The sequence below is a fragment of the Frigoribacterium sp. CF331 genome (genome assembly GCF_057787905.1).
The window spans coordinates 1,033,499-1,051,505 of the sequence record NZ_CM173545.1 but is presented as its reverse complement, the minus strand read 5'-3'; the positions used below and the strand labels follow the sequence as shown (position 1 = coordinate 1,051,505).

At 74.9% G+C, this 18,007-nt stretch carries 17 protein-coding genes; 8 read left to right on the top strand and 9 right to left on the bottom strand.

The annotated features are described in order from the left end of the window. Positions 1-16: 16 nt before the first annotated feature. Positions 17-643: an NAD(P)-dependent oxidoreductase gene (locus AC3CCI_RS04905; protein ID WP_488628290.1), complete on the top strand. Its 627-nt coding sequence runs from the start codon at positions 17-19 to the stop codon at positions 641-643. A 28-nt stretch (positions 644-671) separates the two neighbouring features. Here AC3CCI_RS04905 and AC3CCI_RS04900 read toward each other — a convergent pair whose 3' ends face one another. Then, positions 672-1,076, bottom strand: coding sequence for a RidA family protein (locus AC3CCI_RS04900; protein ID WP_354595332.1), 405 nt, complete (start codon positions 1,074-1,076; stop codon positions 672-674). A gap of 137 nt (positions 1,077-1,213) precedes the next feature. Here AC3CCI_RS04900 and AC3CCI_RS04895 point away from each other — a divergent pair, with 137 nt between their 5' ends. After that, positions 1,214-2,704 carry an alanine racemase gene (locus AC3CCI_RS04895; protein WP_488628289.1) on the top strand — a complete coding sequence of 497 codons (1,491 nt, stop codon included), beginning with the start codon at positions 1,214-1,216 and terminating at the stop codon, positions 2,702-2,704. Positions 2,705-2,756: 52 nt separating this feature from the next. On the opposite strand, the gene AC3CCI_RS04890 is transcribed toward AC3CCI_RS04895, so the two are convergent. Continuing rightward, positions 2,757-3,614, bottom strand: a complete 858-nt coding sequence (locus AC3CCI_RS04890; RefSeq protein ID WP_488628288.1) for a hypothetical protein — start codon at positions 3,612-3,614, stop codon at positions 2,757-2,759. 101 nt (positions 3,615-3,715) lie between these two features. After that, positions 3,716-4,900 (bottom strand): serine/threonine-protein kinase, encoded by a 1,185-nt coding sequence (locus AC3CCI_RS04885; protein WP_488628287.1) that lies wholly within the window; start codon positions 4,898-4,900, stop codon positions 3,716-3,718. Positions 4,901-4,978: 78 nt separating this feature from the next. On the opposite strand from AC3CCI_RS04885, the gene AC3CCI_RS04880 reads away from it, so the two are divergent. The 3 genes from AC3CCI_RS04880 to AC3CCI_RS04870 all read left to right on the top strand — a co-directional run bounded on the left by AC3CCI_RS04880 (position 4,979) and on the right by AC3CCI_RS04870 (position 7,777). Continuing rightward, complete coding sequence (locus AC3CCI_RS04880; protein WP_488628286.1) at positions 4,979-5,227, top strand: DUF4287 domain-containing protein; 249 nt, start codon at positions 4,979-4,981, stop codon at positions 5,225-5,227. Positions 5,228-5,360: 133 nt separating this feature from the next. Further along, the gene (locus tag AC3CCI_RS04875; protein ID WP_488628285.1) at positions 5,361-6,029 is read left to right on the top strand and encodes a response regulator transcription factor; all 669 of its coding nucleotides are present in this window, start codon (positions 5,361-5,363) and stop codon (positions 6,027-6,029) included. After that, positions 6,026-7,777 (top strand): sensor histidine kinase, encoded by a 1,752-nt coding sequence (locus AC3CCI_RS04870; RefSeq protein ID WP_488628284.1) that lies wholly within the window; start codon positions 6,026-6,028, stop codon positions 7,775-7,777. The genes AC3CCI_RS04875 and AC3CCI_RS04870 overlap by 4 nt, the downstream gene beginning before the upstream one ends. A gap of 155 nt (positions 7,778-7,932) precedes the next feature. On the opposite strand, the gene AC3CCI_RS04865 is transcribed toward AC3CCI_RS04870, so the two are convergent. Together AC3CCI_RS04865 and AC3CCI_RS04860 are read right to left on the bottom strand one after the other, a co-directional pair. Then, entirely contained in the window at positions 7,933-8,913 is a 981-nt protein-coding gene (locus AC3CCI_RS04865) for an NAD-dependent epimerase/dehydratase family protein (protein WP_488628283.1), read from the bottom strand. Between the two features lie 74 nt (positions 8,914-8,987). Then, positions 8,988-9,809, bottom strand: coding sequence for a copper homeostasis protein CutC (locus AC3CCI_RS04860; protein WP_488628282.1), 822 nt, complete (start codon positions 9,807-9,809; stop codon positions 8,988-8,990). Positions 9,810-9,878: 69 nt separating this feature from the next. Here AC3CCI_RS04860 and AC3CCI_RS04855 point away from each other — a divergent pair, with 69 nt between their 5' ends. Beyond that, positions 9,879-11,678, top strand: a complete 1,800-nt coding sequence (locus AC3CCI_RS04855; RefSeq protein ID WP_488628281.1) for an AMP-binding protein — start codon at positions 9,879-9,881, stop codon at positions 11,676-11,678. A 163-nt stretch (positions 11,679-11,841) separates the two neighbouring features. Here the strand turns inward: AC3CCI_RS04855 and AC3CCI_RS04850 are convergent, their stop codons facing one another. The 4 genes from AC3CCI_RS04850 to AC3CCI_RS04835 form a co-directional block, all read right to left on the bottom strand. Further along, a complete protein-coding gene (locus AC3CCI_RS04850; RefSeq protein ID WP_488628280.1) occupies positions 11,842-13,245 on the bottom strand; it encodes an N-acetylglucosamine-6-phosphate deacetylase in 1,404 nt (467 codons plus the stop codon). Beyond that, positions 13,242-13,667 (bottom strand): YrdB family protein, encoded by a 426-nt coding sequence (locus AC3CCI_RS04845; RefSeq protein ID WP_488628279.1) that lies wholly within the window; start codon positions 13,665-13,667, stop codon positions 13,242-13,244. Before AC3CCI_RS04845 ends, AC3CCI_RS04850 begins: the two co-directional genes overlap by 4 nt. A 237-nt stretch (positions 13,668-13,904) precedes the next feature. Continuing rightward, on the bottom strand, positions 13,905-14,735 hold the full coding sequence (purU, locus tag AC3CCI_RS04840) for a formyltetrahydrofolate deformylase (RefSeq protein WP_354595347.1): 831 nt from the start codon (positions 14,733-14,735) through the stop codon (positions 13,905-13,907). 146 nt (positions 14,736-14,881) lie between these two features. After that, a complete protein-coding gene (locus AC3CCI_RS04835; RefSeq protein ID WP_488628278.1) occupies positions 14,882-15,298 on the bottom strand; it encodes a DUF1304 domain-containing protein in 417 nt (138 codons plus the stop codon). Positions 15,299-15,418: 120 nt separating this feature from the next. Between AC3CCI_RS04835 and AC3CCI_RS04830 the strand changes: the two genes are divergently transcribed. Continuing rightward, on the top strand, positions 15,419-16,474 hold the full coding sequence (locus AC3CCI_RS04830) for a LacI family DNA-binding transcriptional regulator (protein WP_354595345.1): 1,056 nt from the start codon (positions 15,419-15,421) through the stop codon (positions 16,472-16,474). A gap of 307 nt (positions 16,475-16,781) precedes the next feature. Then, positions 16,782-17,975: a glycoside hydrolase family protein gene (locus tag AC3CCI_RS04825; protein ID WP_488628277.1), complete on the top strand. Its 1,194-nt coding sequence runs from the start codon at positions 16,782-16,784 to the stop codon at positions 17,973-17,975. Positions 17,976-18,007 lie beyond the last annotated feature (32 nt).

Genomic DNA, 18,007 nt, shown 5'->3' with positions numbered 1-18,007 from the left:
AACGACAGGAGGCGCGATGAAGGTTCTGGTGCTGGGAGCGACCGGGGGCACGGGCTCCCACGTGCTGCGAGTCGCCCTGTCGGCAGGGCACGACGTGACGGTGCTCGTCCGCGACGCCTCGTCTCTCGACGTGACCGACGGCGTGCGGGTGCTGACGGGAGACGCGACCTCGCCGGACGACGTCCGCGCCGCCGTGGCCGATCAGGACGCGGTGCTCAACACGGTCGGTTCGCGGAACATCCGGCACCCGGTCGAGGTCGAGGTCGGTCGGGCCCTGCTGCCGGCGATGCGCGAGGCGGGCGTCGACCGGCTGGTCGTCTGCTCGGCGTTCGGCGTCGGCGACAGCCAGGACGACGCGAACACGTTGCAGAAGGTGTTCTTCCACACCGTGCTCGGCAAGGTCTACGCCGCCAAGGAGGTCGCCGACGCCGAGGTGCGCGAGAGCGGCCTGGACTGGACCCTCGTCTACCCGACGCGTCTCACCCACGACCCGGCGACCGGATCGCTCGCCACGGGGGAGAGGCTGCCCCAGGGAGGCGGCATCCACGTCACCCGGGCCGACGTCGCGCGGTTCATGCTGGCCCAGCTGACCGACTCGACGTGGTCGCGGAAGACCGTGGTGGTGACGGGCGCGGGGGAGTGACCCGCGCCTCCTGCGGTGTGGTCGGGCGTCAGCCGAGGACGGCGAGGGCGTCGATCTCGACGAGCATGGCCTCGTTCGGCAGCTCGACGAAGACCGTGGTGCGGGTGGGGAAGACGCCGCTCGGCACGTTCTGCAGCAGGTAGGTCTCGTAGGCGGCGTTCATCTCGGCGAAGTCGTCTCGCGTGGTGAGGAAGACCCGCAACGAGACGACGTCGTCGAACGTGCCGCCGGCGCCCTCGACGACGGCCTTGACGTTGTCGAGGGTGCGGACCGTCTGCGACGTGAGGTCGCCGGGGTGCAGGTACTCGCTCGTGGCGGGGTCTTGCGGACCCTGGCCCGAGACGCTGAGGAACCCGTTCTTGAGCACGCCCTGCGAGAAGGTCGAGATGGGGGTCGGGGCGCCGCCGGTGCGGACTTCGGTCTTCTCGCTCACAGGTCTGCTCTTCTCTGCTCGATGGTCTGGGGAACCGACGTGATGTGTCGTGTGTCGGGGGTGACTGCCAAGCTACCGGCAGGCACCGACACACGGCCTGAGCGCTCCACCCTCCACCCGCCCCGTCGGAAGGCATCATGACCACGTCACCCCAGGCACCGTCGTCCCAGGGCCCGTCGACCGCGGCCCACCCGTCGACCAGCAAGGTCGGCTTCGGTCGCGAACCGCGGCCCGTGCCGCTGATCGACCTCGCGACCCCGTTGTTGACCCTCGACCTCGACGCCCTCGACCACAACGTCGCCACGATGGCCGCCTGGTGTCGAGAGGCCGGCGTCGACCTGGCGCCGCACGGCAAGACGACGATGGCACCCGAGATCTGGCGGCGGCAGCTCGACGCCGGGGCGTGGGGCATCACGCTCGCGACGGCCTTCCAGGTCGCCGTGGCGCGCGAGGCCGGGGTGCCGACCGTCGTCATGGCGGGCACCGCGTTCGCCCCGGCGACCCTGGCGGCGCTCTCCGCGCCCGGGGTCGACGTGCTGATGTGGGTCGACTCGGTCGAGACGGTGCGGCTGGTCGACGCCGGCCTGGCTCGGGGCGAGGCCGAGCGGCCGTTGGCCGTGCTGGTCGAGTTCGGGTCGCCGCTCGGGCGGACGGGGGCCCGCTCGGTGCGCGAGGCCCTGCTCGTGGCCGAGGCCGTGACCGCGGCTCCGCACCTGGTGTTGGCCGGCGTCGCCGGTTACGAGGGCGCCCTCACCCACGACGTCGACGACGCCGGCATCGCCGTGGTCGACGACTACCTCCAGGGCCTGCTCGAGGTGCTCGACGGCATCGGGGCCCCGGCGTTCGACGCCTGGCTGGCGTCCGGCCACGACGTCGTGCTCACCGCGGGCGGAAGCGTCTACTTCGACCGCGTCGTCGCCGTGCTCGGCGGCCGCCACGACCCCTCGGGGCTGCAGGGCCCACGCACGCGCGTCGTGCTGCGATCGGGCTCGTACGTGGCCCACGACCACGACCTGTACCGCCGGTTGACGCCCGCCGCCCGCGGCGCGACGCCCCTGGGGTCAGGAGGCGCGGGTGACGTCGACCGGGACGTCACGGTCGTCGTCGGCGACGGTTCGGCCGGGACGCAGGCCGATCGCGAGATGGGCGGGCCGACCGACGGCGAGCTGACCGGGCTCGACGGTCTCACCGAGGGGTTCGGTGCCGAGCCCGCGGGCGGGGCGCCCGCCGGGCTCGCGGCAGGGCCGGCGTTCCGACCGGCCCTCGAGCTGTGGGCGTCCGTGGTGTCGCGTCCCGAGCCCGGGCTGGCCCTGCTCAACGTCGGCCGGCGTGACACCTCCGACGACGAGGGGTTCCCGGTGGCGCTCGAGGCGTGGCGTCCCCAAGCGGCCGACCGGCGCCTCCCGGGCGTGCTCGACGGGTCGCACGTCTCGGCGCTGAACGACCAGCACGCCTTCTTGCGGCTCGACCCGTCGTCCGGCCTGCAGGTCGGCGACCTCGTGCGGCTCGGCGTCTCGCACCCCTGCACGACGATCGACAAGTGGGCCGAGATCGCCACGGTGCGGGGCGCGGCCGACCGCCGCGGCGTGCCGCCCGTGGTCGAGGGCGGCATCACCACGCGGTTCTGACGGGAGCCTGCGGTCCGGGCCGCAGGCCCGGGGCCGCAGGTCCGGGGCCGACCTACGAGCCCGAGCCCTCGTCGGTGTCGGGGGTCGGCGCGTCCGTGGGCGTCGGGGCGTCCGTGGGAGGGGTCGGAGCGTCGGTCGGCGGGGTCGGACGATCGGAGTCGTCTCCGCCGTCCGCGTCCTTCTCGGGTCCGCCCTTGCCGGGACCGTGGCCGGGGCCCTTCGGGCCGCCGTCGGCGGGGGTCGGCAGCGCCTTGCCGTCGGGGCCGGTGCCGGGGGTCGGCAGGGCCTCGCCGTCGGGGCCGGTGCCGGGTTCGGGCAGGGCCTTGCCGTCAGGCCCCGTGCCGGGTTCGGGCAGGGCTTCGCCGTCGGGGCCGGTGCCCGGGGTCGGCAGCGCCTTGCCGTCGGGACCGGTGCCCTCGGCGGGTCCGCTGCCGTCTGCCTCGTCACCGGGGGTCGGCGGGGTCGGGGCGTCCGTCGGAGCCCCGGTGGCGCCGTCGCCCGGCTTCGAGGCGTCGTCCTGGCCCGGGGTGGCGGTCGACGAGGCGCTGACGGTCGAGCCGCCGGCGTTCGAGACGGCGACGGCCGTGCTCGTGCCGACGAGGGCGAGGCCGGCCGCGGCGATGCCGATGCCGACGAGCAGGCCCTTCTTCGAACGGCGTCGCGTGGCCGGCTCGGCGCGGAACGCACTGCCCTCGGCAGGCAGTTCGCGGGTGCGCTGGTCGTCGGCGACGATCGGCGTGGTCGGTGCGGTCGGCTGGCCGGGTGCCGCGGCGGGCAGCTCGGTCGTCGCGCGGGCGTCCTCGTCCTCGTCCTCGCGGCGGAGGCGCTCGGCCCACGCGTCGTCCTGCGAGGGGGTGTCCTCGTCGCGACGGTCGTCGTCGCGGCCGCCGGGGGTGATGTCCTTCGCCATGGTGTCTCCAGATCTCGGTGCCGGGCCGGCCGTGGTGCGGCTGGCGGTCGGGTCGTTCCCTCCGGCAGGCACCACTCTCGGAAGCGAATCTGAAGCGGGGCTTAAGTCGTGCCGTCCACCACGACGCCGCGGGCCACGGTGCGTTCCCCCTCGAGCAGCGTCACCGGGTCACCGGGTGTGACGAGATCGCCGAGGTCGACCTGCGCCCAGAAGCGGAGCTCGACCCGGTCGCGGCCGTCCCCGTCCCCGTCCCCTGCTCGTGAGCAGATCGCCCCCACCAGGACTCCGTCGAGGGTCGCCTCGCCGGCAGAGAAGTCGGGGTGGCCGGAGCCGAGCCAGACGAGGGGCCGATAGCTGAGGCCGGGGCGGAGGCGGCTTCGGACGTCCGACGGCTCGAGCCCCCACGTGACCTCGACCAGGACAGGCGGGGGAGACACGCGCCTACCGGTGGGCGGAGCGGGAACGGGGCGCGGGTCGGACACCGAGGCGCCCCGGAGGACGAGCGACAGACGCGACGCCACCTCGTGGACCACCGCCTCGTCGAGTCCGGGCACGTCGGCTGCCGGCCGACCGGCCGGTGGCCCCGCCTGGGCCACGCGCCGGACCGCGTCTGCGACGAACCGGAGCTGGTCGACACGGACGGCGAACCACGGGTCCGGCGCCGCTCCGACCCCGACCGGGTCATCCTGCTCGAGGGCCCAGGCCGTCCAGCCGATGCGTCGCACCCCCACCGACCCGACACCCGGAGGACCCGGTGCGGGCGCATCCCGCGCGGCCCGATCCGCTCGGCGCGCCCAGGCGAGTGCCGTCGACGACGACACTCGGAGGAGCCCGTCCCGGTCGTCCGTGAAGGGGTCGACGACGACGGCCCGCAGGGCGCTCGACATCGTCACGAGATCTGCGGCCGTGAGTGCGACGACGACCTCGCGCTCGTCGCTGGTCGCGTCCTCGCCGCGATCCTGGGCGAGCAACAGGTCGAGGGCCTCGTCGACGCCGACCCGCCGCAGGACCGGGACGAAGGGAGGCTCTCGGAGCTGCCGCACCGGCCGGGCCGCGGGGTTCGTCGGCAGCACGGTCGTCGCCGTCGGCGGGCCGTCCCGCTCGGCGACGACCGTCAGGAAGAACCAGAGCGAGACCAGGAACGCCCCGAAGCTGACCGCCCCGACGACTCCCGATGCCGCCGGCCAGGCGGTCGACACCAGGCCTCCGGCGCCGAACGCCCCGAGGGAGACGGCCGCCGTCACCCCACCGGCGATCAGTTGGCGCCTTCGACGTTCCCTCGACATGAGGTGACCCTAGGGGAAACGGGCGGCTGCGAAGCGTCGACCCCGCCTGCCACCGTCCCGGGCTGCTACCGTCACCGCATGTCCGAGCGACGCGTCCTGGCACCCGAACCGCCCGCCGACGGCCAGGCCGTGAAGGGGCCGGCGTCGTACTTCCCGAGCATCGAGCGCACCTACGGTCGGCCGATGCAGGACTGGCTCGACCTGGTCGACGCACGCCTCGACGAGCACGCCCACATGCAGGTCGTGTCGTGGCTGAAGTCCGAGCACGGGCTGGGCCACGGGCACGCCAACGCGATCGTCGCGTACGTCCGCCACGCCCGCGGCTGACGCGAGCGGCGTCCGCGGCGCCGTCTTCCCGTGAGCCCGACCCCGGTGCCGCGGCTGGCCGTTCGCTGCGACGCACACCCGCCGCCCAGCCCGTCCATAGCCTCCGCCCACCCGCCGCACCTACCGTGCGTGGATGCTCAGCCCTGCCCGCGTCCTCGTGATCGACGACGACGAGACCATCCGCACCGCCGTCGTCACCGCGCTCGGTGCCGAGGGCTTCGCCGTGCACGGCCTGGCCGACGGCTCCGACCTGACCGAGCAGCTCGCCGCCTTCGTGCCCGACCTCGTCGTGCTCGACTGGATGCTGCCCGGGGCGAGCGGCATCCGCCTGGCGAGCACCATCCGCACCTCGTCGGACGCGGCCGTCGTGATGCTGACGGCGCGTGACGAGGTCGACGACCGGCTGCGCGGCTTCTCCGAGGGCGTCGACGACTACGTGGTCAAGCCGTTCGCCGTGGCCGAGCTGATCGCCCGGGTCACGGCCGTGCTGCGTCGTCGTGGTCGCATCCCCTCGGTGATCGAGATCGGCGACCTCGTGGTCGACCCCGAGGCGGCCCGCATCACGCGCGGCGGCGAAGCGCTCGACCTCACCGCGACCGAGTTCCGCCTGCTCGGCTTCCTCGCCGAGAGCCGTGGACGCACCGTCTCGAAGACGCAGATCCTCACCCAGGTCTGGGGCTACGACGACTACGACCCCAACCTCGTCGAGGTGCACCTCAGCGCGCTGCGCCGCAAGATGGAGAGCCGCGGCCCCCGCCTGATCCACACCGTCCGCGGTCTCGGTTACCGGATGAGCGCGTGACCCGCCCCCGCCGCGCCTCCCTGTCGACCGGCGAGCCGACCCGACCCCACGACGCCACGACCCGGCCCCACGACGCCCAGACCCACCCCCGAGGAGGCGCGGGTCGGGCCCCCGAGGCGACCGCACCCGGGCTGCGGACCGGCTCGTTGCGCGTCCGCACGGTCGTCGCCGTGCTGCTGCTGCTCGCCGTCCTGCTGACGGCGCTCGCCGTGACGGTCGAGCTGACCCTCGGCCAGCGCCTCCGCGCCCAGGTCGTCGACCGGCTCTCGGACCGGGCCGCGGCGGCCGCCGCCCTGGTCGGCACGGTGGACGGCGACGAACTCGCCGACCGCCTGTCGGCCCAGGGCCTGTCGGTCGTCATCCGCGACGCGGACGGCGACGCGATCGTCGCCGGCCCGAGCCCCGACGAGCTGCGCGAGGGCCCACCCTCGCTCGGCGAGGGCGGCCCCGGTCGCGGCGGTCCGGCCTCCGGCCTCTCCGACGGCCCGGGAGGCGCGGGCACCGGCGCCGACGGCGGCTCCGGTTCCGGCTCGTCGTCCGGCGGCGACCCGTCGACCGGCACCGACTCCGGGGACGCGACCGGCGCCTCCTCGTCCGACCCGGTCACGGTCAGCTCGTCCGAGGTGCGGAGCGACGACGAGGTCACGACCCTCGTCTCGCAGCTCAGCGACGGCTCGACGATCACGCTGACGACGGACTCGCGGTCGGTGGGCGAGACCCTGGTGCAGCTGCGCTGGGTGATGATCGGCGCCTCCGCGGCGTTCCTGCTCATCGCCGCGATCGGCCTGGCCCTCGTGGTCCGGGCGACGCTGCGACCGCTCGACCGGATGACGGGCGTGGCGCGGTCCATCGCGCACGGGGACCGGGGCCGACGCCTGCGCCCGGCTCGTCGCGACACCGAGATCGGCCGCGTCGCCGTCGCGTTCGACGAGATGCTCGACGGCGTCGAGGGGGCCGAGCGGGCCGCCCTCGACGCCGAGACGCGGGTGCGGGCCTTCGTCTCGGACGCCGCCCACGAGCTGCGCACCCCCGTGGCGGGGATGCGCGCCGCGGCCGACACCCTCGTGCGCTCGCCCGGCACGCTCGACGAACGGGAGCGCCTCGCGACGCACGTGGTGCGCGAGGCCGAGCGCGCCTCCCGGTTGATCGACGACATGCTGCTGATGGCTCGCGTCGACCAGGGCATCTCGCTCGACGTCGCACCCGTCGACCTCGGCGCGTCGCTGCTCGCCGACGTCGAACGCCAGCGGCTGCGACGGCCGTCGCTCGACCTGCGCGTGGTGCTGCCCGACGGACCGGTCGTGGTCGCCGCCGACGCGGGACGCGTCTCGCAGGTCGTCGGCAACCTGGTCGACAACGCGGCCCGCGCGACGGGCGGCACGGGGCAGGTCACGCTGTGGCTCGACGCGTCGCGGGCCGACGAGGTCTCGGTGCTGGTCTCGGACGACGGCCCGGGCGTGCCCGAGGGCGACCGCGAGCGGGTGTTCGACCGGCTGGTGCGACTCGACGAGGCCCGACGCTCCGGGGACGGAGGCGCGGGCCTCGGCCTGCCCATCGCCCGCGGCCTCGCCCGCGCCCACGGCGGCGACCTGGTCTGCGAGGCCCCCGGGTTCGGGCGGCCCGGCGCGGTGTTCCGGCTGACGTTGCCCGTCGCGGCGTCCGCGGTGCGGGACGGCTCGGAGGCCGCTGCCGTGGATCGCACCTCGTCGCCCACGGCCGCGCCCGCGCTGCGTCGCACCGCCGGCTGAACGTCGCACTGCCGGCTGAACGTCGCACTGCCGGCTGGTCGCTCCACGCTCGCGTCGTCGCACCACGCCCGTGGGTGGTTCGACGACGCGACGGTGGTGCGACCGGGGGAGGCGCGGGTCCGGACGACGCGCCGCCCGCGACCCCTGCCGCCCGGCTACAGCGCGACGAGCCGCTCGTAGGCGTCGTCGACCCAGGGGTCGACCGTGCGGCGGGACGCGTCGGCGTCGTGCCAGGCGACGATCTGGCGGGCTCCCTCGGCGAACGGCACCCGCGCCTCCCAGCCGGGCACCAACGCGCGGATCTTCGACGTGTCGAACACGGCCGGGTGGCTGCGGTCGCCGCAGAGGTCGGCCGTCCACTCGGGCACCTCGTCGGTCAGCACCTGCGTCGTGCGGTGGACGACGTGCAACGACGCGCCCGCGGCGTCGGCCAGGTCGCGGGCGATCATGTTCCAGGTGAGCAGCTCGGGCGACATGATGTGGAACGCCTCGCCGAGGGCTCCGGGGTGGCCGAGCAGGCCGACGAAGGCGCGGGCGAAGTCGGCCGAGTGGGTCAGCGCCCAGAGCGACGTGCCGTCCCCGTGCAGCACGACCGGGTCGCCGCGGCGCATCCGCTCGATCGTGGTCCAGCCGCCGAGCAGCGGCACGGCCGTCTCGTCGTACGTGTGCGAGGGGCGCACCACCGTCGCCTGCACCCGCCCGGCGAGGTGCTCGTCGCGCAGCAGGCGCTCGCAGGCGATCTTGTCGCGTGAGTACGACCACCACGGATTGAACAGGGGGGTCGCCTCGGTGATCGGCAACGTCACCGGGGGCTTCTGGTAGGCCGACGCCGAGCCGATGAACACGTACTGGTCGGTCAGCGGCGCCAGCACCCTCAGCATCGACGCGAGCTGGTCGGGCGTGAAGGTCAGGAAGTCGGCCACGGAGTCGAAGCGACGCCCCCTCAGGGCGGCGGCCAGCGCCTCCTCGTCGCGGACGTCGGCGACGAGCTGCTCGACGCCCGCGGGCACCGGCCTGATGGTGGTGCTGCCGCGGTTGAGCACGGTCACGGCGAGGCCGTCGCGCAGGGCCTGCTTCACGACCGAGGCGCTGATCTGCCCGGTGCCGCCGATCACGAGGAGGGACGTCGATGTCATCGCTCCACTGTGCACCCCTGCGACCCGTGGTGGTCGGCTCGCCGGCCCCGGGGTGTCGGGTCGGGGCCGTCGGGTCAGGCCCGGTCGAGGGCGTGGCGGGCGGCGCGGACCAGCTCGGGGTCGGTGCCGAACCACGAGTCGGTCGTCGCCTCGGTGCCGAGCGACACGGTCGTCCCCGACCGGGACGAGGAGGCGCGCACGGCCTGCGCCCGCTTCGCCGACAGGTGCACGGCGTCGACCCCCGCGGCCACGAGTGCCGGGACGTCGCCGAGCTGCACCCCGCCCCCGGCCATCACCTGCACGTCGCCCGCGACCTCGATCATGCGCGGCAGCACCCCCGTGGCGAGACCCGTCCCGACCGTGGACGCCCCGCCCGACGTCAGCACGCGCGTGACACCAAGCCCCGCGAGTGCCGCCACGGCCGCCACCGGGTCGGCCGCGCGGTCGACGGCCCGATGGACGGTGACCTCGAGCGCTGGGACACGGGCCGGCCCGGCGGCGTCGAGGGCGGCGTCGACGAACCAGCGGACGGCGTCGACGTCGAGCGAGCCGTCCTCACGCAGCGCGCCGACGACGACGCCGGCCACGCCCGACCGCACCAGCGCCCGGGTCTCGCGCACCATCACGTCGAGCTCGTCGGCGTCGTAGGTGAAGCCCCCGGGCCGGCACCGGACCAACGCGTGCACCGGCACGCCCGTCGCGACGGCCGCCTCGGCGAGACCCTGCGACGGGGTGACGCCGCCGAGCTCGAGGGCGCTGCACAGCTCGACGCGGTCCGCCCCGCCGTCGCGTGCCGTGACGGCCCCGGCCGCACTCGTCACCGCGATCTCGAGGGCAGGCCGCGAGCGGCCGGACGGGACGGCGGATGAGGAGGCGCGGGTCGCGTCGGTCGTCATGTCACGACCCTAGGCGAGCGGCCCGCGCCCCTGTCGGGCCCGGCACGGACGCGGGTGCATGATGGCGGGATGTCCGACGCATCCCGATCGCCCGACGCCCCCGCCGGGGTCCCTGCCGCCCCCGCCCCGCCCGTCGCTGACGCCCCGGCCACCGACGCCCCGGCCACCGCCGCGTACCGCGCCGCCCGCGACCACCTGCTCGGCCTCGGTCGCGACCTCGACCGGGCGAGCGACGAGTTCCGCTGGCCGGACGTCGGCGACCGCTTCAACTGGGCGACCGACTGGTTCGACGTCGTCGCCGACGGCAGCGACCGCACGGCGCTCTGGATCGTCGAGGAGGACGGCTCCGAGCAGAAGGTGTCGTTCGACGCGATGCGCCGACGCAGCGACCAGGTCGCCGCGTGGCTGCACGACCTCGGCGTCGCGAAGGGCGACCACGTCATGCTCATGCTCGGCAACCAGGTCGAGCTGTGGGAGGCCATGCTCGCCGTCATGAAGGTGGGCGCCGTCATCCTGCCGACCTCCACGGTGCTGGGCAGCGCCGACCTCGCCGACCGCGTCGACCGCGGGCTGGTGCGCCACGTGATCGCCAACGCGGGCGACGCCGCCGCGTTCGCCGGTGTCCAGGGGATCGAGGCCGTCACGCGCATCGCCGTCGTGCCCGCCGGCGAGGCGACCCCTGAGGGCTGGACGTCGTTCGGGGACTCGCACCGCGCCTCCTCGTCTCGTCCCGACGTCGTGACCGCGACGGGGGACCCGTGCCTCGTCTACTTCACCTCGGGCACCACGAGCAAGCCGAAGATGGTCGTGCACTCGCACGCGTCGTACCCGGTGGGCCACCTGACGACGACGTACTGGCTCGGCGTGCGACCGGGCGACGTGCACATGACCATCTCGTCGCCGGGGTGGGGCAAGCACGCCTGGAGCTGCTTCTTCGCGCCGTGGACCGCCGAGGCCACCGTCTTCGTCTACAACTACGGCCGGTTCCGCCCCGCCGAGCTGCGCGACCAGCTCGAGCGGGCCGGGGTCACCTCGTTCTGCGCGCCGCCGACGGTGTGGCGCATGCTGATCCAGTCGTCGCTGGGCTCGCGGCCGGGTGCGCTGCGCGAGGCGCTGTCGGCGGGGGAGCCGCTCAACCCCGAGGTGATCGGGAGGGTGCAGCAGGGCTGGGGCCTCGACATCCGCGACGGCTACGGGCAGACCGAGACGACGGCCATCGTCGCCAACGCGCCCGGCGGCACGATCAAGGCCGGCTCGATGGGACGTGCCCTGCCCGGCGTCGACGTCGTGCTGGTCGACCCCGTCACGGGCGTCGTCGGCGACGAGGGCGAGGTGTGCCTCGACCTGACGACGCGCCCGGTCAACCTGATGACGGGCTACCTCGGCGACGAGGCCCGGACCGAGTCGTCGATGCGCGACGGACTGTTCCACACCGGTGACGTCGCCGTGCGCGACGCCGACGGCATGATCACCTTCGTCGGCCGCACCGACGACGTCTTCAAGTCGTCGGACTACAAGATCTCGCCGTTCGAGGTCGAGAGCATGCTGATCGAGCACCCCGCGGTGGCCGAGTCGGCCGTCGTGCCGGCGCCCGACGACACCCGGCTGAACGTCGTCAAGGCCTACGTGACCCTGGCCGAGGGGTGGGCTCCCGACGCCGAGACCGCCCGCGCCGTGCTCGCGCACGCCCGGGCGTCGCTGCCCGCGTGGGAGCGCGTGCGGCGGGTCGAGTTCGCCGAGCTGCCGAAGACGATCTCGGGCAAGATCCGCCGCGTCGAGCTGCGCGACCGCGAGGAGGCGCTGGCCCGGTCGGGCGAGCGGGCTGCGGCCGAGTGGCGCGACGGGGACTTCCCCGACCTGAAGGGGTAGGGGCAGGGCCCGCGGCCCACGGGTGCGCCCCGTTGCACCGCGTTTCGTGCACGACACCGCGACTAGTCACGGTGTCGTGCACGAAACGCGGTGCAATGTCGTGAGGGCGGGGCCGGGCGGGGCGGGGCCAGGCGGTGCGGGGCGGGGTCAGGCGGTGCCGGGATCAGCCGATGGGCAGTTCGCGGCCGGCGGCCCAGACCCGGGCGACCGTCCAGTCGTCGTGCCAGGCCACGGCGTCGGCCGCATGGCCCGGGGCGAGGCGCCCGAGCGGCGGACGGGCCTCGGCCTGCCCGCGGCTCCGCGCGGTGTCCGGTGCCGGGGCCGCTCTTGGGCCCTGCGCCGTGCCCTGCGCCGTGGGCGCGTTGCCGGCCTGCGCTGCGCGCGTGCCCGTTCGTCGGCCCCCGGCGTCGAGTCCGAGCACGTGGGCCGGCACGAGCGTCAGCGCGGCGACCGCGTCGACGGGCGAGAGGCCGGCCGCCGTGACCGCGAGGCGCAGGGCGGCGTCCTGCGTGAGGGTCGACCCGGCGATCGTCGAGGTGCCCGTGAGCACGGCGACGCCGTGGTCGACGGTGACCGCGAGCTCGCCGATGCGGTAGTCGCCGTCCGACGCGCCCGCCGCGGCCATGGCGTCGGTGACGAGGGCGACCCGCCGCGGGGCCGACCGCAGCACGAGCTCGGCGACGGCCGGGTGGACGTGCACCCCGTCGAGGATCAGCTCGATCGTCACCCGCTCGTCGCCGACCGCCGCGACGAGCGGCCCCGGGTCGCGGTGGTGGATGCCGGCCATCGCGTTGAAGGCGTGCGTCACGAGCGAGGCGCCGCGGTCGAACGCTGCGCGCGCCAGGTCGAAGTCGGCGTCGGTGTGCCCGACGGCGGCGACCACGCCCGCGGCGACGAGCCGGTCGATGGCGTCGAGCCCGCCGGGCAGTTCGGGCGCGACCGTGACCTGCCGCACGACGCCGTCGCCCGCCTCGAGCAGGGCCTCGACCGTGGCCGCGTCGGGTTCGAGCAGGACGTGCGGCGCATGGGCGCCCCGCCGGTCGGGAGCCAGGAACGGCCCCTCGAGGTGCGCCCCGAGCACGAGCGTGTCGCGCCGCATGAGGTCGCCGATCAACCCGAGCGACCGCGTCAGCACCGGCACCGGGTTCGCGACCAGGCTCACCAGCGACCGGGTCGTGCCGTGGCGTCGGTGCAGGGCGAGGCCGGCGTCGAGGTCGTCGGGCCCGCCGTCGAAGGCGTGACCGCCGCCGCCGTGCGTGTGCAGGTCGATCAGCCCCGGGGTGAGGGTCGCGCCCGCGAGGTCGACCGTGACGTCCGCCGGGGGCGGCACCGCGCCTCCCGGGGGTGTGGACCGGGTCGGAGTCGCGCCCGCGGGCGACGCCGAGGAGGCGCGGGTCGCGTCGACCCCGCCCCTCGCCCCGTCCGCCACCCGCGACCCCGGCACCCGCGACCCCGGCACCGTGGCGCCGGTGGCGACGATGAGGTCGCCGTCGACGAGCATCCAGAAGCCGTCGACCTCGCCGTCGGCGTCGACCTTGCGCGCGTCCGTGAAGAGGGTGGTGGTCATCGTCGGGCCCCGCCGCCCCGGCCCGGGGCACGGCCGGTGTCACGCCGCGCGTCGCGACGGAAGGCCAGCACGCCCGTGACCAGGGCGACGACGGCGAACACGGCGGCGACGACCGGGTGGCCGAGCATCGCCCAGGCCGCGACCACGGCCCCCATGATCGCGATCTCGACGAGGGCCTTGCCGACGGCGTCGGTGGCGATCGGGGCGCGGGGCGACCGGAACAGCCCCCACACGACGATGGCGAACAGGGGCGCGCCGATCATGAACGCCAACGACGGGAACGGGAACGGCCAGGCCAGGTAGCCCCAGAAGCCGAGGCTCAGGAACGCGAAGATCAGCGTGACGAACCGCACCACGTCGGGGGCGGCGACCGGGCCGCCGCGGGCCGGAGCGGGTGAGGGGGCGGAGTCGGTCGGAGTCACCCGCCCAGCGTACGGCGCGGGCTGTCACGGTGCGGCGTGTGCTGTTCGGGGTGTGCGGTGCGGCGTGCGTCCGATCCGGTGTGTGCCGTGCGGCCCCCGTCCTACCCGGCACTGCCGGATCGAGCTGCCGGGTGCCGAGTGGGCAGGAAGTGCTGGTCGCGGGCTCTGGAGCAGCGGCTTCTGCCCACTCGGTGCCCGAACCGGCCGAGCCGGGCCGGCCGGGTGGGCCGAGCGGGCCTAGCGGAAGACGATCGTGCGGGCGCCGTCGAGCAGCACCCGGTCCTCGGCGAACCAGCGGACGGCCTGGGTCAGGGTGCGGCTCTCTTCGTCCTGACCGATCGCCATCAGCTCGGGGGCGCTGCGGGTGTGGTCGACCCGGACGACGTTCTGCTCGATGATCGGCCCCTCGTCGAGGTCGCTCGTGACGAAGTGCGCCGTCGCGCCGATCAGCTTCACGCCGCGTGCGTGCGCCTGCCGGTAGGGGTTGGCCCCCTTGAACCCGGGCAGGAACGAGTGGTGGATGTTGATCGCGCGCCCCTCGAGCGCCGCGCACAGCTCGGGGCTGAGGATCTGCATGTACCGCGCCAGCACGACGAGTTCGACGTCGTAGCGGTCGACGACCTGCAGCACGCGCGCCTCGAACGCCGCCTTCGACGCGGGGTCGGTGACCGGGTGGTGCTCGAACCGCTTGCCGTAGAACTCGGCCAGCCCCGACAGGTCGTCGTGGTTGGCGAGGATCAGCGGCACCTCGATCGGCAGCTGCCCGGCGCGCTGGCGGAAGAGCAGGTCGTTGACGCAGTGCGCGGCCTTGCTCGCGAGCACGAGCGTGCGGGTCGGACGGCCGACCACGTCGAGCCGGTGCGTCATGCCGTAGTGCGCGACGACGGGGGCGAGGGCGCTCTCGAACGCGTCGCGCTCGCCGGGGGCCTCGACCTGCAGCCGCATGAAGAAGGTGCCCGTGTCGTGGCTCGAGAACTGGGCCGACTCGGTGATGTTGCCGCCGGCCTGCACGACCGCGCCGCTGATCGCGTGGACGATGCCGGGCCGGTCCTGGCAGACGAGGGTCAGCGTCCAGTGGGTCGTCGGGGCGGCGGGCCCCGAGCCGCCCGCCGCGGCGTCGGCGGGAGCGGAGGAGGCGCGGGTGGCGTCGGTCACCAGCCCAGGGTAGTGCGGCAGAAGTGACCAGACGGTCACATCGAGGGCGGGCCGGCAGGTCAGTACGACGAGACGAGCAGCGTGACGAGGGCGACGAACGGCAGGGCTCCCTGGGTGAGGGCGGCGCGGGTCTTGGTCCGGTCGGAGAAGAGCAGGACGAGCGCTGCCGCGAGCATCGACCCCGTGCCCGCCACCAGCAGCGCGGTGCCCGCCGGGGACGCCTCGGGGGCGCTGCCCGCGCCTCCTGCCCCTCCCGCCGCCACGAGGACGACGCCCACGATCGTGACGACGGCGAGGAACAGGTTGTAGAAGCCCTGGTTGAAGGCGAGGCCCCTGGTGTGCTCGGCCTGGGCGTCGCTCGTGACGCCGAAGGTGGCGCGGATTCGCGGGGTGGTCCAGAGGAAGGACTCCATCACGAAGACGTAGACGTGCAGCAGGGCGGCCAGCGAGGCCGCGACGAGCGAGACGATGAGCATGCCTCGACCCTAGGGTGTGCCCGTCCGCCGGGCGGTGGCGGTGACGGCGGGTCAGTAGCATCGTGGGGGCGCGGCGGACGCACACGGACGGCGGCACGGCTGAGGACGAGGAGGCGCGGCGTGGCAGAGCGGGTCACCATCGTCGAGGTCGCGGCCCGGGCGGGCGTCGCGATCAGCTCGGTCAGCAGCGCCCTCAACGGTCGCCCCGGCGTCTCGGAGCAGACCCGCGCGCGCATCCGCCAGGCCGCCGACGACCTCGGCTTCGTGCCGAGCGTGCGGGGGCGCAGCCTCAGCGCAAAGCGGGCCTTCACGGTCGGGCTGGTCGTCCACCGCGACCCGTTCGTGCTCGAGTCCGACCCGTTCTTCGGCGCCTTCATCGGCGGGCTCGAGTCGGTGCTCGACCCTCGCGGCTACGCGCTGATCCTGCAGATGGGGTCGGCCGCCGACGAGCCGCTCGAGCGCTACCGCCGGCTCGCGGCCGGGCGTCGGGTCGACGGCGTCTTCCTGGACGAGCTCACCGTGGACGACCCTCGCGTCGACCTCGTCCGCGAGCTCGACCTGCCCGCGGTCGGGGTCAACCCGGCCGCCGGCTTCCCGCTGCCCGCCGTGCGGCAGGACGACTCGGCCGGCATCGGCGAGCTCGTCGAGCACCTCGTGTCGCTCGGCCACCGACGCTTCGCGCACGTCGCCGGGCCCGACCGCTTCGTGCACTCGCGGCGTCGCGGCGCGGCCTGGCACGACGCCCTCGTGGCGGCCGGGCGCGACCCCGGGGTCGTCGTCGAGGCCGACTTCACCTACGACGGGGGAGCCCGCGCCGCGTCCCGGCTGTTCGGCCCGGGTGCGACGGGCGTCGGCGCCGGAGCGGGCGCGCCCGGCGACGACCGGCCGACCGCCGTGTTCTGCGCCAACGACCTGGCCGCGATCGGGTTCATGACCGAGGTGGACCGGCTCGGCCTCCGCGTCCCCGGCGACGTCAGCGTGGCGGGCTTCGACGGCATCGAGCTCGGGTCGTACGTGCGCCCCGGGCTGACCACGTTGACGACGGCTCCGCGGCTCGTCGGGGCCGAGGCGGCGCGCCTCCTGCTCTCGGCCGTCGAGGGCGAGGCCGTCACGGACGCCGAGATCGCTCCGGCCCGCCTGCTCGTCCGCTCGTCGACGGGGCCGGCCGCCCGCTGAGTCGGGTCGGCGGGCCGGGTCGGCGAGCCGGGCGCGGGCCCTGGGGCCCGCCACCGCCCCGGTCGCTCGGCGCCCGGGCGTCGGGGTCGCACCACCCTCGCGTCGTCGAACCACGTTCCGGGGTGGTTCGACGACGCGAGGGTGGTGCGACCTGCGGCAGGGGCCCGTCGCGTCAGGTCAGGAGGCGCGGTTCGGGCGACGACGCGGGCGGGGGTTCCGGTCGGGCCGTCTCCGTGCTAGCTTCTCGGTCTACCGAAACGTTTCGGTAGACCAGCGAGACCGCACACGACGAAGTGGGTGCCCCCCGATGACGACCACCGTTCCCCCGACCGTCGTCGACGCGGCCCGGGCCGCCTCGACGCCGTACCTCGTCCCGCTCACGCGCGAGCGCCTCCGGACGGTGCTCGACGAGGCCCTCGTGCACCGGAACGAGCTGACGGGCGCGCTCTCGCAGCTGACCTTCTCGAGCCCGGCCGCCTACGGCTCCGACCGCCCCGACTGGGCCGTCGGCCCCTTCGCCGCGGACCCGGCGTTCACGTTCACCCTCGACGGCCAGTGGCCCGACCCCGACGGCATCGGGTGGACGAGCGACTCCCTCTACAACCCCAGCCTGATCGAGCACGACGGCACGCTGCACCTCTTCTACCGAGCCTCGCCCCGCAAGGAGAGCCTCGGCAGCCGCATCGGCCACGCCACGCTCGCCCTCGCGCCCGACGGTCGGCCCGCCCCCGGGGCCGGCTGGGTCGACGACCCGGCCAACCCGGTCCTCCGCCCGACCCTCGACGACGAGCTCTACGGCACCGAGGACCCCAAGGTCTACCGGGCCGAGGGCCGCTTCTGGCTCTTCTACAACGGCGTCTTCCCGATCACCGAGGAGGCGCGGGTCGCGCACCCGAGCACCGGGTACCCCGTGCAGGCGGTCGGCATCGACGTGCTGCTGGCCGTCAGCGACGACCTCGTCACCTGGCAGAAGCTCGGGCCGATCGCGGACCACGAGCAGACGAGGCTCTGGGCCAAGGGCGCCGTCATCCCGCGCGACGAGCTCGGCGACGCCGTCCGGCTCGGCGGCACCGGCTCGGCCGACGACCCCGGGCAGTACCTCATGTTCGTCAGCGAGGGCTTCGACGGCGTGCTCCACGTCGGCCGCTCGGACGACCTGCGTCGGTGGACCTTCGAGCCCGTGCCCTACCTCGACCTGTCCGACGTCGGCGGGCACCTGCACGAGGTGGCCGCCGACGTCGTGACGGGCGACGGTCGGCTCGTGCTCGACGTGTTCCACGACGTCGACGGGGTCTTCGCCGCGAGCCAGGTCGTCTACGACGTCGCCAGGCCGTTCGACCAACTCGCCCTGACCCCGGGCGGCTCCCTCAGCTGGGGCGGCCTGCAGAGGGTCGGCGGGCGTTGGACCTTCGCGCAGGGCTGGGACGCCCCCGCCGGCCACCGCGACCTGTACTTCTACCGCACCGCACCCGAGACCACCCCACCCGAGACCACCCCCTAGCCGCACCGCAGCACCCACCCCCCACCCAAGGA

Bases quoted from the DNA above. Each gene is read 5' to 3' on its own strand.
- AC3CCI_RS04880 (WP_488628286.1), top strand. From the start codon at position 4,979: ATGTCCGAGCGACGCGTCCTGGCACCCGAACCGCCCGCCGACGGCCAG.
- AC3CCI_RS04835 (WP_488628278.1), bottom strand. From the start codon at position 15,298: ATGCTCATCGTCTCGCTCGTCGCGGCCTCGCTGGCCGCCCTGCTGCAC.
- AC3CCI_RS04905 (WP_488628290.1), top strand. From the start codon at position 17: ATGAAGGTTCTGGTGCTGGGAGCGACCGGGGGCACGGGCTCCCACGTG.
- AC3CCI_RS04850 (WP_488628280.1), bottom strand. From the start codon at position 13,245: ATGACCACCACCCTCTTCACGGACGCGCGCAAGGTCGACGCCGACGGC.
- AC3CCI_RS04875 (WP_488628285.1), top strand. From the start codon at position 5,361: ATGCTCAGCCCTGCCCGCGTCCTCGTGATCGACGACGACGAGACCATC.
- AC3CCI_RS04895 (WP_488628289.1), top strand. From the start codon at position 1,214: ATGACCACGTCACCCCAGGCACCGTCGTCCCAGGGCCCGTCGACCGCG.
- AC3CCI_RS04825 (WP_488628277.1), top strand. From the start codon at position 16,782: ATGACGACCACCGTTCCCCCGACCGTCGTCGACGCGGCCCGGGCCGCC.
- AC3CCI_RS04890 (WP_488628288.1), bottom strand. From the start codon at position 3,614: ATGGCGAAGGACATCACCCCCGGCGGCCGCGACGACGACCGTCGCGAC.
- AC3CCI_RS04865 (WP_488628283.1), bottom strand. From the start codon at position 8,913: ATGACATCGACGTCCCTCCTCGTGATCGGCGGCACCGGGCAGATCAGC.
- AC3CCI_RS04885 (WP_488628287.1), bottom strand. From the start codon at position 4,900: ATGTCGAGGGAACGTCGAAGGCGCCAACTGATCGCCGGTGGGGTGACG.
- AC3CCI_RS04855 (WP_488628281.1), top strand. From the start codon at position 9,879: ATGTCCGACGCATCCCGATCGCCCGACGCCCCCGCCGGGGTCCCTGCC.
- AC3CCI_RS04860 (WP_488628282.1), bottom strand. From the start codon at position 9,809: ATGACGACCGACGCGACCCGCGCCTCCTCATCCGCCGTCCCGTCCGGC.